The 14,610-nt window shown below is 72.0% G+C and carries 11 protein-coding genes; 4 read left to right on the forward strand and 7 right to left on the reverse strand.

The genetic code is table 11. The annotated features are described in order from the left end of the window. Positions 1 to 144: 144 nt before the first annotated feature. The 4 genes from ACSHWO_RS13190 to ACSHWO_RS13205 form a co-directional block, all read right to left on the reverse strand. Positions 145 to 1,686, reverse strand: a complete 1,542-nt coding sequence (locus ACSHWO_RS13190) for a long-chain-fatty-acid--CoA ligase (protein ID WP_438311991.1) — start codon at positions 1,684 to 1,686, stop codon at positions 145 to 147. A 2-nt stretch (positions 1,687 to 1,688) separates the two neighbouring features. Beyond that, on the reverse strand, positions 1,689 to 2,972 hold the full coding sequence (gene hemA, locus ACSHWO_RS13195) for a 5-aminolevulinate synthase (RefSeq protein ID WP_438311994.1): 1,284 nt from the start codon (positions 2,970 to 2,972) through the stop codon (positions 1,689 to 1,691). 53 nt (positions 2,973 to 3,025) lie between these two features. Beyond that, a complete protein-coding gene (locus tag ACSHWO_RS13200) occupies positions 3,026 to 4,609 on the reverse strand; it encodes a class I adenylate-forming enzyme family protein (protein WP_438311996.1) in 1,584 nt (527 codons plus the stop codon). Positions 4,610 to 5,115: 506 nt separating this feature from the next. Beyond that, complete coding sequence (locus ACSHWO_RS13205; RefSeq protein ID WP_438311998.1) at positions 5,116 to 5,793, reverse strand: hypothetical protein; 678 nt, start codon at positions 5,791 to 5,793, stop codon at positions 5,116 to 5,118. A gap of 167 nt (positions 5,794 to 5,960) precedes the next feature. Here ACSHWO_RS13205 and ACSHWO_RS13210 point away from each other — a divergent pair, with 167 nt between their 5' ends. Together ACSHWO_RS13210 and ACSHWO_RS13215 are read left to right on the forward strand one after the other, a co-directional pair. Next, positions 5,961 to 6,521, forward strand: coding sequence for a superoxide dismutase family protein (locus ACSHWO_RS13210; protein ID WP_438312000.1), 561 nt, complete (start codon positions 5,961 to 5,963; stop codon positions 6,519 to 6,521). A gap of 179 nt (positions 6,522 to 6,700) precedes the next feature. Next, the gene (locus ACSHWO_RS13215) at positions 6,701 to 10,021 is read left to right on the forward strand and encodes a tetratricopeptide repeat protein (RefSeq protein ID WP_438312002.1); all 3,321 of its coding nucleotides are present in this window, start codon (positions 6,701 to 6,703) and stop codon (positions 10,019 to 10,021) included. Between the two features lie 875 nt (positions 10,022 to 10,896). Here ACSHWO_RS13215 and ACSHWO_RS13220 read toward each other — a convergent pair. After that, a complete protein-coding gene (locus ACSHWO_RS13220; RefSeq protein ID WP_361093312.1) occupies positions 10,897 to 11,118 on the reverse strand; it encodes a hypothetical protein in 222 nt (73 codons plus the stop codon). A gap of 2 nt (positions 11,119 to 11,120) precedes the next feature. Then, positions 11,121 to 12,002, reverse strand: a complete 882-nt coding sequence (gene mca / locus ACSHWO_RS13225; RefSeq protein ID WP_385847449.1) for a mycothiol conjugate amidase Mca — start codon at positions 12,000 to 12,002, stop codon at positions 11,121 to 11,123. Positions 12,003 to 12,122: 120 nt separating this feature from the next. On the opposite strand from mca, the gene ACSHWO_RS13230 reads away from it, so the two are divergent. Next, on the forward strand, positions 12,123 to 12,536 hold the full coding sequence (locus tag ACSHWO_RS13230) for a DUF4307 domain-containing protein (RefSeq protein WP_385847446.1): 414 nt from the start codon (positions 12,123 to 12,125) through the stop codon (positions 12,534 to 12,536). A 213-nt stretch (positions 12,537 to 12,749) separates the two neighbouring features. Next, positions 12,750 to 13,247 carry a transcription elongation factor GreA gene (greA, locus tag ACSHWO_RS13235; RefSeq protein ID WP_361093320.1) on the forward strand — a complete coding sequence of 166 codons (498 nt, stop codon included), beginning with the start codon at positions 12,750 to 12,752 and terminating at the stop codon, positions 13,245 to 13,247. A 92-nt stretch (positions 13,248 to 13,339) separates the two neighbouring features. Here greA and ilvA read toward each other — a convergent pair whose 3' ends face one another. Next, complete coding sequence (gene ilvA, locus ACSHWO_RS13240; protein ID WP_438312006.1) at positions 13,340 to 14,572, reverse strand: threonine ammonia-lyase; 1,233 nt, start codon at positions 14,570 to 14,572, stop codon at positions 13,340 to 13,342. Between the last annotated feature and the right edge of the window lie 38 nt (positions 14,573 to 14,610).

The raw sequence follows: 14,610 nt of genomic DNA on the forward strand, positions 1-14,610 counted from the left end.
TACGATGCCTGGGCGGAGGCTCGGCACCGCAGCCGTGCTGCGGCGCCGAGCCCGTGTGATGTCCGTGGCGGCTGGTGAGCCGCGTGGGGAGACGAACGATCCGGAGCCGGACCGGATCCGAGAGCGGGGGCTCTTCGATGTCAGCTACGCGCTGGCGATCGGCTCGTACTGCGAGACGAGCACCCGCTTGATGACTTTTCCGCTGGGCCCCAACGGGAGGGCGTCGGTGAACTCGACCCGCCGGGGGTACTTGTATGCGGCGAGACGCTGTTTGGCCCATTCGATGATGTCTTCACCCGATCCAGAGGTGATTTCCTCCGGCCGGGCGGGCACGACGACCGCCCAGACCTCCTCACCCAGCACGGGGTGCGGAACACCGATGACCGCCACCTGTGCCACGGCCGGGTGCCCGACGAGGATCTCCTCGATTTCGAGCGGGTAGACGTTGTAGCCGCCGCGCAGGATCAGGTCCTTCTTGCGGCCCACGACCGACAGGTAGCCGTCGTCGTCCAGCCTGCCGAGATCGCCGGTGAGGAACCAGCCGTCGATCAGGACCTCGGCGGTGGTCTCGGGACGGCCGAGGTATCCGGACATGACGCTCGGACCGCGCACCACGATCTCGCCGACCTCACCGACGGGCAGGAGTTCGATCCCGTCGGCGTTCGGCCGGGCTATGCCGACGGTGACGCCGGTGATCGGAACACCGACCGTTCCGGAGCGGAAGGTGATCCCCGGATAGTGGTAGGCGACGCTGCAGGAGGTCTCGGTCATCCCGTAGCCCTCGTACACGGGACAGTCGAACACGCTTCGAACGTCCTCGAGGGTTTTGACCGGGAGGGCGGATCCGCCGCTGTACACGCGGTCGAGCCGGGGAACCTGTCCTCCCTTGGCCACCGCATCGAGCAACCCGACGTACATGGTCGGCACGCCCATGAACACCGTGCACCGGTGTTCCGTCATCAGCGCGAGGGCCTCTCGTCCGGAGAACCTCGGCATCATGACGATGGATATGCCGGCGCGAAAGCCGGTCAGCATGCCGCAGATCTGACCGAAGCCGTGCGACAGCGGCAGACAGCCGAGCAGTACGTCGTCACTCCGGAACGTGTACGGAGTGGTGACCATCCTTTCGACGTTGTGCAGGACGTTCCGGTGGGTGAGCATGACCCCCTTCGGCTTGCCCGTCGTACCGGACGTGTAGAACACGACCGCCACGTCGTCGGGTTCCCGCACCGCGGAATCGTCGATCGGCGTCGCGTGCTGTGCCGCGTCCTCCAGGTCGACCGTGCCCGCGGGGCCCGGGCCGACGGTGAGGAGCACCGTGCCGAGCGGCTCCGCCGCCTTGCTCGCCTGGGCGAGCAAGGCGGCGGCGCACACCAGGAAGCGGGCGTCGGCATCGGTCAGGACGTGGTCGATCTCCGCCGCGGTCGACATGACGTTCAGCGGGATCGCGACGGCGCCGGCCGCCAGCACGCCGAAGTACACGACGGGGAACTGCGGGGTGTCGACCAGGAGCAGAGCGACCCGATCTCCTGGCCGTACCCCGTTGGCCCGCAGCACGGAGGCGTAGCGGCGCGCCTGTTCCCACAGCCACCCGTAGGTGTAGTGCTCGGACTGGTAGATCAAGGCAGAGTGGTCGGGTCGCTGCGCCGCCGTGTCGGCCAGCACGCCGGCAACTGAGATGGTCATCGCTACCGCAGTCCGTCTTCCGCGGCGGTGCGGGCGCCGCCACCGCGGAGCCCGGACGTGAACCAGTCCCGGGCGCTCGCGGTCGGGATGCCCAGTTCCTTCCAGACCCCGTCCAGGGCCCGGGCGAATTCCTCGACCTCGTTCTGGTCGTGCACGGCCGACGGCGCGATGCGCAGGATCTCCTCGCCCGCGGGCACGCTGGGCGCGTTGATGGACTGCACGTAGATCCCGTGCCGCTCGAACATCAGCTGGGACGCCCGCTTGCACAGGTCGTCGTCACCGATGAAAGCCGCGACGATGTGGGAGTCCGTCGAGATGAACGGGATGTCGGCCTCGATCAGAAGCTTGTGCAGGTGCTGCGCGTTCTCCGAGAGGAGCTTCCGCTCGACATCGGAGGACCGGAGGTACTGGACCGACGCCAGCGCACCGGCCGCGACCGCCGGCGGCAGCGAGGTGGTGAAGACGAACGAGCGCGAGTAGGTCCGCACCGCGTCCACGAGGGCCGCCGGTCCCGCTATGTAGCCGCCGACCGTTCCGTACCCCTTCGCCAGGGTACCCATCACGACCGTGAACCGGTCGGCGATGCCTTCCCGCGCGGCGATGCCGGCGCCCTGCGGGCCGTACATGCCGACCGCGTGGACCTCGTCGACGAAGGTCGTGGCACCGTACTTGTCCGCGATGTCGGCGATCTCGGCGAGCGGCGCGACGTTGCCCGACATGGAGTAGACGGATTCCACGACGATGAGCTTCGGGCTGTCGGCGGGAGCCGCAGCGATGAGTTCTTCCAGGTGGGCGACGTCGTTGTGCCGGAAGACGTGCTTCTTCGCGCCGCTGTGCCGGAGACCGTCGATGATCGAGGCGTGGTTCTTCGCGTCGGAGAAGACGATGGTGTCCTTCGGCAGCCCCGCGAGGATGGAGAGGGACCCCTCGTTGGCCGTGTAGCCCGACGTGAAGAGGAGAGCGGCCTCCTTGCCGTGCAGATCCGCCAGCTCGTTTTCGAGGAGGACGTGGTAGTGGTTGGTTCCACCGATGTTGCGGGAGCCGCCGGAGCCCACGCCGTGCGTGTCGATCGCAGCGTGCATGGCCGCGATGACCTCGCTGTTCTGCCCCATCCCCAGATAGTCGTTGCTGCACCAGACACTTACTTCGGAGTCGACCCCGTCGCGCCGCGCGCTGGCCATGGGGTACTGACCGGAACGACGGCCGATCTCCAGGAACTCGCGCTTGCTTCCAGCAAGATCTTCAGCGGTGTTCCCACTCAGGTATGACGCCAGGTGAACGTTCATTCACTCGCCTTCTCGACGTAGCGGTTGGATTGACCTGCGAACCGGGAGGTGCGCTAGGCGTATTTCGACTTCAGGAGCACCTTGTCGGGCTTGCCGTTGCTGTTCATCGGCAGCTCGCCCAAGACGTGGATCTTCTCCGGCACGTGAATCGGGGAAAGCGCCTCAGCAATTCCCGCGCGGATGTCTTCTATGTCGACCACCTCGGCCGGATCGCATTCGATCGCGGCGTGGATGTGATCGCTTCCGTCCGCGTCCTGTACGCCGTAGACGGCGGCGTGCCGGACACCCGGGTGGGAGAGGATTTCCGCCTCGAGAACGATGGGGTGGACCTTGACGCCGCCGACCTTGATGACGTGGGCCACCCGGCCCAGGAGGGTCAGGTAGCCGCGCTCGTCGAGACGGCCGATGTCGCCGGTGAAGTACCAGCCGTCACGGAGGACCTGCGCAGTCAGTTCCGGGTTGCCGTTGTAGCCGTCCATCATCTGGGGCGAGCGGACACGGACCTCGCCGATTTCCCCTACGGCCAGCTGTTCGCCCGAGTTCGAGTTGCAGACGGTGACCTCCACCTCGGGGAAGGGCCGGCCGACGGTGGCCGCGAGTTCCGGGTCTCCGTGCTCCTCGGGCGTCAGGATCGTGATCCGACCGCTCTCGCTCGTGGCGTACCCCTGCGCCAGGGAAGCGCCGAAGATCTGGTAGCCCTGCGCGATGCGAGCGGGCGCCGCGGGGCTGCCGCCGTAGACGATCCTCTTCAGCGAAGACAGGCCCGCGGCCTCAAAAGCGGCCCTGTCGCGGATTCCTCGCTCGAGCAGGTGGTCGATGACCTGGAACACGTGGTTCGTCGCCATGAACGTCCACGAGACCTCCTTCTCCGCGGAGACCGTGTCCACGAACTTCTCGGCGTCGAAGGTCTCGTGGAGGTAGAGCGCTCCACCCAGGGCGAAGACGGCGTCCGCCATCGTGGCGACGCCGTGGCTCAGGGGGGTCGACACCAGGATCGACGCGCAGTCGTATTCGCGACCGACGCCCATCCACGCACGCATGGTGGCTTCCCACGCGCGGCCCGACAGCCGGATGCCCTTGGGGCGTCCCGTGCTGCCACTCGTGAAGCCGATGAAGGCCAGCGCATCCGGGTCCCACGACACGGCGTCGGGGATCTCGGCGACATCGACCCCGGCGGCCCCATCGCTTTCCCCGCGCTGGATCCGCGTGACGGGGATTCCGCTGCCGTCGGCGAGCTCTGCCGCGCGCTCCGCACCCTCGGCATCGGCATAGATGGTGACGGCTTCGGTTTCGCGCAGGATCTGGATCTGGTGATCCAGCGGAAGGACCGTCGCCCTGGTACCGGGATTGGTGGTTCGCACGTAGCACACGGCGCCGCCGAGCAGATGTGTCGCGTAGCGCACGGTGAGCATTTCCGGGCTGTTGGGCGCGACCAGAATCGCGACGACGTCCCCCTTACCCACTCCGCGATTGCGCAGTGCGAGGAACGCGTCGGTCACGGACCGGACCAGGTCACCACCGGAGAAGGCTTCACCGCGCCAATGGACGAATTCACGATCCGGCGCGGCTGCGAGCAGTGAGAGGATCTCCGAGGCATAACTCTTGCTGGCACTCCACCAATGCTCGGGCAGGCTCATGGGACCTTCCTTTGATTTGCCAACTATAACGACGTTATCCAATTGGGCAGTTCAATCTTCCCCGCGCCATAGGAGTAAGTGGGAGATCGTTCGACGGGCTATAACGGAGTACCGGAAGGCGTCCCGCCCGGGGTGCCGATCGGGGTAGCCGTTCGGGGTAGCCGATCGGCGCGCGCCGTTCGGGGTAGCCGGTCGGAGGGCTCCGTTCGGGGTAGCCGATCGGGTACCCGGGCGCCTCGGGTGGCGGGTCGGTGGCGCCGCGGGGGCGCGCGTGACGGCCGTCTCGGCTGCGGATCACGCGGGAGGCGCCCGCCGGTGGCGAAAGAGATGTCGCCGTTCGCGGGGCGGGGGCAGGGCGGGGCGGTGGGTCGCGAGGCCCTGACGGCGCCTCAGTGGCGGCCGGGAGCTAGAGCCGCGTGCAGGACCCTAGCGGGGCATCGCGGAGGTCACGGGCACGGACCCCCGCCCTCGGGCGGGGGTCCGGTCGGTGGAGGTGCCGGGGGGAGTCAGGCGCGGGCGCACATGTGTATGGACATGACGCCCGACATGTCGAAGTGGCGGATCCGCAGATCGGTCCCGTTGTACGCGACCTCCAGGCGGCCGAACAGGTCCTGGGCGCCCATCGGGTACCAGGGGAGGTTGATCCCGAAGTCGTCCTTCACCGTCTCGGGCACCTTCTGCGCGGAGGAGGTGGAGACGTCGGGGTCCGTGAGGTGCGCCGGGCCGGTGAGGACCTGGAGGTCCAGCCGACCGCGGTGCATGGACCAGCGGCCGGTCCAGGTGCCGGCGATGCCGGACCAGACGATCGTCCAGGTGCCGTCCTCGCGGACGGTGGCCCGGCCGGTGTCCTTGCGGCCGCCGATGCCGCCGCCGGGCAGGGTGGATCTGATCGTCCACGCGCCCTTGACGAACTCGGCGAAGGCCCGGCCCACCACTCCCGTGGCGGCGGGCGTGGGTGTGGGCGGTGCCGTGGCCGTGGCCGTGGCCGACGGCGAGGCCGGTGCGGAAGGCGAGGTGGACGCGGCGGATGTGGTGGAAGGGGCAGGAGAGGTGGGAGAGGTGGCCGGCTTGTCCTTGCCCGTGCAGGCGGACAGCAGCGCCGCGCCGGCACCGAGCGCCAGGTAGCGCAGGGTGGTGCGGCGGCCGATCAACCTGGCCGCCGTGCGTATCTCTCGTACCGTCATCAGGTCCCCCGGAACGTGCAGTTGGATCTTGCCGGAGTGTACGGGCCGCCGCCGCGTGCCCCCGGGGCCCGGGCCGGGGTGCCCGATCGGCCGCGCGGGAGTCGTGGGCCTGCGGATCCTGGGTCAGCATGGGGTACGGCCTGCACACCCGACCGAGGAGGGCCGAGATGGCCTCGATGACGACGGTGCTCGCCGCGTCGCTGGCCCTGGCGGCAGGCGTGGGCACCCCCAGCCCCGGACAGGGCGCGGTGAGCGTCTCCGGCACCTTCCGGAAGGCCGCCGACGACGCCGGGTACGGCGCGGTCACCTACGCCCCCGGGCACGTACCCGCCGGCAGCCGGATCCGGGTGACCGAGCGGGCCGGCGCGCAGGGCACCTGGATCGAGCTGCGGCTGGAGGGCGTCAAGGCGAACCGGACCTTCGGCGCGCACGTGCACCGCAAGCCCTGCGGGACCGATCCGGCGGCCGCCGGATCGCACTACCAGGACCTCGCCGACCCGGTGCAGCCCTCCGTCGACCCGGCGTACGCCAACCCGCGCAACGAGGTCTGGCTGGACCTGACCACGGACGCGCGCGGCGACGGCCGTTCGCAGACGGCCGTCACCTGGCGGATCCGGGTCGGCGACGCCCGCTCGGTCGTGGTGCACGAGCACCCGACCGCCACGGGGCCGGGCCATGCGGGGAGCGCCGGGTCGCGCCTCGCGTGCCTCACCGTGCCGTTCGTCTGACCCCCGTCCGTCACCCTGCGCGGGCGTTCGCCGACCGGGCGGGCCGGACGCGTACATATATGCACGGGGTTTCCCGAATGCGGGCCAACTCCCTCTGATCTAGCTCAAGTTACCTGTCGCGCGGGGCCGTGCGGTCCCACACTTGGGGCAGTTGCCGGAGCTCTCTTGAGGGGATGCCGATGCGGGACAGCCATCGCGGTGAGGCCGAGCGACTGTTGCAACGGGCCGTGGACGAGGAGGCCCGGCGGGCTGCCGGGACGGGTGCACCGGTCGACCGGGAGGCCCTGCTGGCGCGCGGCCTTCGGACACTGGACGCGCTCGCGGCGAGCGCCGCCGACGAGTACGAGGCGTACGTACGGGCCCTGGACGAGGCGGCCGACGGGGAGGAGTCCCTCGGCGAGGCCTTCCGGCGGCAGGACACCTCGACGGCGTTGCTGGTCACGGCGGTGGCGGCGGTCGCGGCCGCCGGCGTGGACCTCTCGCTGGGCGTGGCGGCGGGGACGGCCCTGGTCGCCGGTGCCGTCACCGGGGTCGCCGGTGCGGCCGCCGCGGTCGCCAAGGTGACGGCCCTGCACCTGCCCGCCGCGAACCGCCGGGCCGGCGAACGGGGGCGGCCCGGCGGACCCGAGCAGCTGAGGCTCCAGTGGCTGACGGCGCTGGAGGTGCGCGGTATACGCCCGTTCCTGGAACAGCAGCGGGCAGTGGCGGCCGCGGCCCGCCAGGCCGCCCGGCAGGCCCCGCGCCCCGCCGCCGGCCCGCAGCTGCGCGGCGGCGACCGCAGCACGGAGGCCCGGCGGCGCCGCACACTGGAGCAGTCGTGGGCACAACTCCCGCAGGCCGCGGCCGCGTTCACCGGGCGGCGGGCCGAGCTCAGCCGGATCGCGCAGTGGGTGCAGGCGGCACGGGCCAGCACGGAGACCCGCCCGGTGGTCGTCGTCCTGCACGGCGGGCCCGGAGCCGGCCGCACGGCCCTGGCGCTGCGGGCCGCGGACGCCCTGCGCGACCAGTTCCGGGGCGCGTGCGTGGTGGACCTGCGGGGCGGCGGCCCGACCGACGGGGAAGCCGGCGGCGCGACCGGTGAGCAGGCCGGCGGCGCCACCGGCGGCGGGGAGGCGCCGCTGCCGACCCGGGAGGCACTGCTGCACCTGCTGAACCGGCTGGGCGCACCCCGCGAGCAGCTGCTGTTCCGCGACGGTGCCTCGGCCGGGCAGCAGGTGCGGCGGCTCGCCGAGCTCTACCACCAGCACCTGCAGGGGCTGCCCGTCACGGTGGTGCTCGACGACGCGGTGGACGCCGAGCAGGTCCGGATGCTCGTGCCCGAGCGGTCCGAGAGCCTGGTCCTCGTGACCGCGCGGCAGCCGCTGGAGCTGCCCGACACCAAGGCCTGGGTGTACCAGCTCCCCGTGGAACCGCTGGCCGACACCGACGCCGCCGACCTGCTCCGGGCAGCGGCGGACACCACCGGCGACGGCCGGGAGGACCCCCCGCCCGGACTCCTCGCCGTGGCCGGCGGACTGCCGCTGGCCCTGCGCGTCCTCGCCCCGGTCGCCGCGACCGCTCCGGAAGCCCTGGCCGCAGCCGCCGAGACGCCGCCCGCCCCCGCCCCCGCCGCCGGGACGCCCGGGTCCGGGCTGGAGCGGGCCCTCGGCCTCGCCTACGCCTGCCTGCCCGAGGAGCGACGCCGGCTGCTGCGCCGCCTCACCCTGGCCGGGCGGGCCTCCCTCGGCCCGTCGGCCGCGGCGGCGCTCATCGACACGGACCGGGCGGCCGCCGGACGGCTGCTCCACGAGCTGGCCCGGGCGGGCCTGCTGGACCCCGTACGCGGGGAACGGTTCCGCATGCACGACGCGGTGCGCTCGTACGCGGCGGCGCGGCTGGCCGCCGACGAGGACCGGGCCGAGTCCTCGGCCGCGCACGGCCGGCTGATCCGCAATCACGCGCAGCTCGCGGACGCCGTGATCCGGATGGTCGACGGCAAGACGTCGACCCGCGCCGACCACTTCGGCGGCCACGGCTTCCCCTCCCTCGACGCGGCACTGCGCTGGCTGGACGAGGAATCGAGCTTCATCACCGCGGCGCTGCGGCACACCGAGGACGTCGACCTCCAGGCGGTGCTGGACCTGCTGGGCGCGCTGTGCGACTTCTGCCTGCTGCGCGGGGATCTGTACCGGCTGGGCGAGATCAACGAGCTGACCCAGGCGGTGGAAGCGGCCCGCCGGGGCCAGCCGGGCCAGGGCCGGCTCGTCCGATCGGTGCAGTGGCGCACCGGCATCGCCGCCCGCCAGCTCGGCGAACTGGACAAGGCCCGCACCACCCTGACGTCGGTCGTCGACCAGTACCGGCAAGCACAGCAGGACGCCGGGGCGGGCATGGCGCTGATCTCGCTCGGCATCACCCTCCACCACCAGGGGCAGCTGGCGGAGGCGGCGGCCCGGATCCGCGAGGCACTGGAACTCCAGGAGCCCGACAAGCTCGCCGGCGACCGGGCCTGGGGCCTGCACGCCCTGGCCGCGGTGGAACGCGACCGGGCACGGCTCGCCGAGGCCATGGCCCTGCTCGAACAGTCACTGGCCCTGCACCAGGAGAACGAGAGCGTGCACGGCGAAGCCTGGGCGCACTTCCAACTGGGGCAGGTGTACCTGCGGCTCGGCGCGGTACCGCGGGCCGAGGAGGAGCTGCGGCTCGCCCTCGACCTGTACGGGCGCACCCGCGACGACCGCGGCCGGGCCTGGGCCCTGACCCAGCTGGGCCGGGCCCGCGTGGTGGACGCGGACCCCGGACCGGCCGCGGACCAGCTACGGGAGGCGCTGGCCCGGCACCGGGAAGCGGAGGACGCCCGCGGCGAGGCGTGGACCCTGTACTACCTCGGGCAGGCGCTGGAGGAGGCCGGCGACCTCGACCAGGCCGTACGGGAGCTGGAGCGGGCCCGGACCATGTTCTCGCGGATGCGTGACGTGTACGGGCTGGCGTACACCCGGCACCACTCGGGCCGCGTCACCCGCGACCAGCGGGCCGCCCAGACCGGCAACCTGAAGAACTCCGGCTTCGCCCGACAGCTCCTCGTCGACGCCCGGGCCGACTTCCGGCGGATCGGCCTCGCCCACGGGGAGGCCTGGACCTGCATCGAGCTGGCGGTCGTCGACGCCGGCAACGAACGGGTCGAACAGGCGCTGGGCCTGTGCGAGGAGGCCGCCCGGCTGTTCATCTCGTACGGGGACCGGCGGGGGGAGGACTGGGCGCGGTTCCTGCGGTGCACGCTGCTGCCGTACGCCGTGCCGGGGATCGCTGGCGTGGAGGAGGCACGGGCCGAGCTCGCCCGCCTGGCGGAGGCGCCGCATCCGGCGCGGGACGGCCGGCTGGGGGACTGCCTGGACGCGTACGCGGTGGTGCTGGGGCGGGGGGTGGACCCGGCCGAGGGGTGGCAGGCGTGGCGCCTGGGCCTGACCCCGGCCCTCGGGGCCCGCGAGATCATGGGCGTCCCCCTGCCGATGTCCCCCTGACGGCCCGCAGCGTTCCCCGGGCCGGGGTGCCGACCGCACCGCCGGCTCGCCGTACCGCTGCGCGAAGCCGTTCCCCGGCGGCCCCCGCCCCACGCCGCTGCGCGCAGCCGTCTTCTCCCTGGGCCGGCCGCGCGGCCGGCTCGCCGCATGCCGCTGCGCGGACCGGTTCCCTGGTGGCCCCTGCCGCATGCCGCTGCGCGGACCGGTTCCCCACCCCGCCCCTTCCCGAAACCGGGCTCCGCCCGGACCCCTGCGGGCTCCGCCCCCGTACCCCCGCGCCTCAAACGCCGGCGGGGCTGGAAGATCAGCCCGCGCGGCGTTTGAGCGCACCGGGCGCGCAGCGCCCGGAACGGGCTCCGGAGCGAAGCCCCGACTCCCAGCCGCCGACGCGCATCCCAGCCCCGCCGGCGTTTGAGGCGCAGGGGCCGGGGGCGGAGCCCCGGTTTCGGGAAGGGGCGGGGTGGGGAACGGCTCCGCGCAGCGGCAGCGAACCCCGCAGCGGCATGCCGGACGACCCGCCCGGCGGTGTGCACCGTCGGGCGGGGTCGCGAACCCGGGCCCCGGCAACCGGGCCCGCGCCACCGCGCCCTGGCCGAGGGCGGCCGTGCCTCCGGACGGTGCCGCGAGGCCGGGGCCGCGCCGCCAGGCCGGTGGCAGGCGGGGCCGGGGGCCAACAGACCAGGCCGGGGCCGTCAGGCCGGGCCGGGGGCCAACAGACCGGGCCGGGGCCGTTAAGCCGGAGCCGTTGGGCCGGGCCGGGGGCCGGCAGGGCCGGGGCCGTTAGGCCGGGGCCGCGCCGCCAGGCCGGGGTAGGGCCAGGGCCGTCAGGCCGGGCCGGGGGCCGGGTGGGCCGGGCGGGGCGGTGGTCGCGGCGGCTAGGCCGAAGGGGTCGGCTTCGGGGTGGGGGCCGGCTCCGGCGCCTCCTCGAAGTCCACCCGCCCCATGTGCCGGTTCATCGACTTCATCAGCCCCCACACCCCGAGGGCGAGGGCCGCGAAAACGAGGAAGCCCAGGACCCCGGGCGTCACCTTGTTCTTGTCGAAGGTGTCGCCGGCCAGCGGAACGAGCTGGATCAGTGCAGCCTGTGTAGCGCTCATGGCTACGCATTCTCCCGGATGCCCGCGAAGAGGTCGGACTCGGGGAGGGAGGTGTCGACGAGCGACTTGGCGAGCTCGTACTCCTCCGTGGGCCAGACCTCCTTCTGGATCTCCATGGGGACGCGGAACCAGCCGCCGTCGGGGTCGATCTGCGTGGCGTGCGCGATGAGCGCCTTGTCGCGGATCTCGAAGAAGTCGGCGCAGGGGACGTGCGTGGTCAGGGTCCGCTCCTTGCGTTCGAACTCCTTCCACCGCTCCAGCCACTCCCCGTAGGGGGACTCCATGCCGCGGGAGAGCAGCGCCTCGTGGAGGGCGATGGTGCGCGGCTTGTTGAAGCCCTGGTTGTAGTAGAGCTTCTGCGGCTGGTGGACGGGGCCGAATTCGGCCTCGGGGTACTTCTCGGCGTCGTTCGCGCCGTCGAAGGCCACCATCGTGATCTTGTGGGTCATGATGTGGTCGGGGTGCGGGTAGCCGCCGTTCTCGTCGTACGTGGTGATGACCTGCGGCCGGAAGGCGCGGATCTTCTGCACCAGGCGGCCGGCCGCCTCGTCCACGTCCTCCAGGGCGAAGCAGCCTTCGGGCAGCGGGGGCAGCGGGTCGCCCTCGGGCAGGCCGGAGTCGACGTAGCCGAGCCATTCCTGCTCGACGCCGAGGATCTGGCGGGCTTCCTCCATCTCCTTGGCGCGGACTTCGTGGATGTTCTCCTCGATGTACTTGTCACCCTGGAGCTTGGGGTTCAGGATCGAGCCTCGCTCGCCGCCGGTGCAGGTGACCACCAGCACGGGCACCCCCTCGGACACGTACTTGGCCATGGTGGCCGCGCCCTTGCTCGACTCGTCGTCGGGGTGGGCGTGGACGGCCATCAATCGCAGCTGCTCGGTCAAGACAGGATCCTCTGTGATTCGTCAGGCGGACGGCTCCTATAGTGACCGAATCGGGGGGCGGAAAAATTCCGGGGGGAGCCCGGAGCCAAGTGGAACCCGGCACTCTCGGAAGGAACGATCATGAGCACGGTGCGCGAGGGCCTGCCCGAGGGCCGCTACGGCCGGTCGGCCGACGAGCGCGCGGACCGCACGCTCAAGATCGTCGGCTCGGTGCTCGGCGCCGGCCTGCTGGCCCTCGTCGGCTGGATCGGCTGGGACTACGTCGCCGGCAAGGACGTCAGCGCCGAGGTGATCAAGTTCCAGGTGGTGTCGGACTCCGAGGTGAAGGTGCACCTGGAGGTGCGCAAGGAGGCCTCGGTGACCGGGGTGTGCACCCTGATCTCCCAGGACGAGGGGCACGGCGAGGTGGGCCGCGCGGACTTCACCTTCGCCCAGGAGCAGTCGCGCATCGACGAGCTCGTCACGCTGAAGACCACGGGCCGCGCCACTATGATCGAACTGGTCGGCTGCCAGGCGGCGGGGTCCGCGGGCTGACCTTCCCCCGGCGGGCACGCGGCACGCCGGGGCGGAACGACGGTGGCACGCCGGGCGCGGTCCGGGCGGCACTTTGGTCCCGTTGCTGCTCAGGGGCCCGATGACGCACTTCATACACATGGCGTCCTCCCCCTTTTCTTCCCGAATTGTTAGGCTCGTGGTTTCGCCCGCCACCGGCGGACAAGTAGTCCCCTGTACCGACGAGGAGCACCCGTGACCCAGACGAGCGAGAGCGTCACCTGGCTGACCCAGGCGGCGTACGACCAGCTGAAGGCCGAGCTGGACTACCTCTCTGGTCCCGCACGCACGGAGATCGCCATCAAGATCGCAGCGGCCCGCGAGGAGGGCGACCTGCGCGAGAACGGCGGTTACCACGCGGCCAAGGAGGAGCAGGGCAAGCAGGAGCTCCGCGTCCGCCAGCTGACGCAGCTGCTGGAGAACGCCAAGGTCGGCACGGCTCCGGCGGCCGAGGGCGAGGTCGCTCCGGGCACCGTCGTCACGATCGCCTTCGACGGCGACGAGGACGACACGATGTCCTTCCTGCTCGCCTCCCGCGAGTACGCCTCGGACGACTTCGAGACCTACTCCCCGCAGTCCCCGCTGGGCGCGGGCGTACTGGGCAAGAAGGTCGGCGAGGACGCCGAGTACGAGCTGCCCAACGGCAAGAAGGCCTCGGTCCGGATCCTCGACGTCAAGCCGTTCACCGGCTGATCACCCCGTAAGACGGTCGGAAGAAGACGGTCGGAAGAAGAACACGCACCCCGCTGAGCCCCCTCGGACCGGTCCGAGGGGGCTCAGCCGTTTCAGCCGATGACCGCGTAACCGGCGGCGTGCAGCGAGCGCGCGACCTCCGTGCAGTGCTCCGGGCCCTTCGTCTCCAGGTGCAGCTCGACCTCCACCTCCGTCAGCCCCAGCCGCGGATCGGTCCGTACGTGGCTGACGTCGAGCACGTTCGCGTCCAGCACCGACAGCACCGACAGCAGCCCGGCCAGCGCTCCCGGCCGGTCCGCCACCCGCAGCCGCAGCGACAGGTAGCGGCCCGCCGCCGCCATGCCGTGCCGCAGGATCCGCTGGAGCAGCAGCGGGTCGACGTTCCCGCCGGACAGGACGGCCACCACCGGGCCGGCCCCGTACAGCCCGGGCTCGCTCAGCAGCGCGGCCACCGGGGCGCAGCCGGCCGGCTCGACGACCAGCTTGGCCCGTTCCAGGCAGAGCAGCAGGGCGCTGGAGAGCTCGTCCTCCGAGACCGTGCGGACGTCGTCGAGCAGTTCGGCGATGATCCGGAACGGGACGTCGCCGGGGCGGCCGACCTTGATGCCGTCGGCCATGGTGCTCGGGTTGTCGATCGAGACGGGGTGGCCCGCCCGGAGCGAGACCGGGTACGCGGCCGCGCCCGCCGCCTGCACCCCGATCACCCGCACGTCCGGCCGGAGCGCCTTCACCGCGACGGCGATGCCCGCCGCGAGGCCGCCGCCGCCGACCCCGACGAGGATCGTGCGCACCTCGGGGCACTGCTCCAGGATCTCCAGGCCCACGGTGCCCTGGCCGGCGACGATGTCGCGGTGGTCGAAGGGGTGGATGAACACCGCGCCGGTGCGGTCCGCGTACTCCTCGGCCGCGGCCAGCGTCTCGTCGACGACGTGGCCCTCCAGTCGTACGTCGGCGCCGTACTCACGGGTCGCGGCGACCTTCGGCAGCGGCGCCCCGACCGGCATGAACACGGTCGCGTGCACGCCGAGCAGCGAGGAGGCGAGGGCCACGCCCTGTGCGTGGTTGCCCGCGCTGGCGGCGACGACGCCGGCCGCCCGCTGCTCGGGCCGCAGGCCGGCGATGCGCACGTACGCCCCGCGCAGCTTGAAGGAGCCGGTGCGCTGGAGGTTCTCGCACTTGAAGTGGACGGGGGCGCCGGTGAGGGCGGAGAGGTGCCGGCTGCCTTCCATCGGGGTGACCCGGGCGACGCCCGAGAGCATCTTCTGTGCGCCGCGGACGTCGTCGAGGATGACGGGCGGAACGGGCTGCAGCACGAGGTGGTTCATGTCGCCAGTCTCGCAGCCCCCACCGGTCACGGGCGCGT

Origin of the sequence: Streptomyces pallidus (ex Mingjun et al. 2026), from assembly GCF_051550185.1 — a bacterium.
GTDB lineage: Bacteria > Actinomycetota > Actinomycetes > Streptomycetales > Streptomycetaceae > Streptomyces.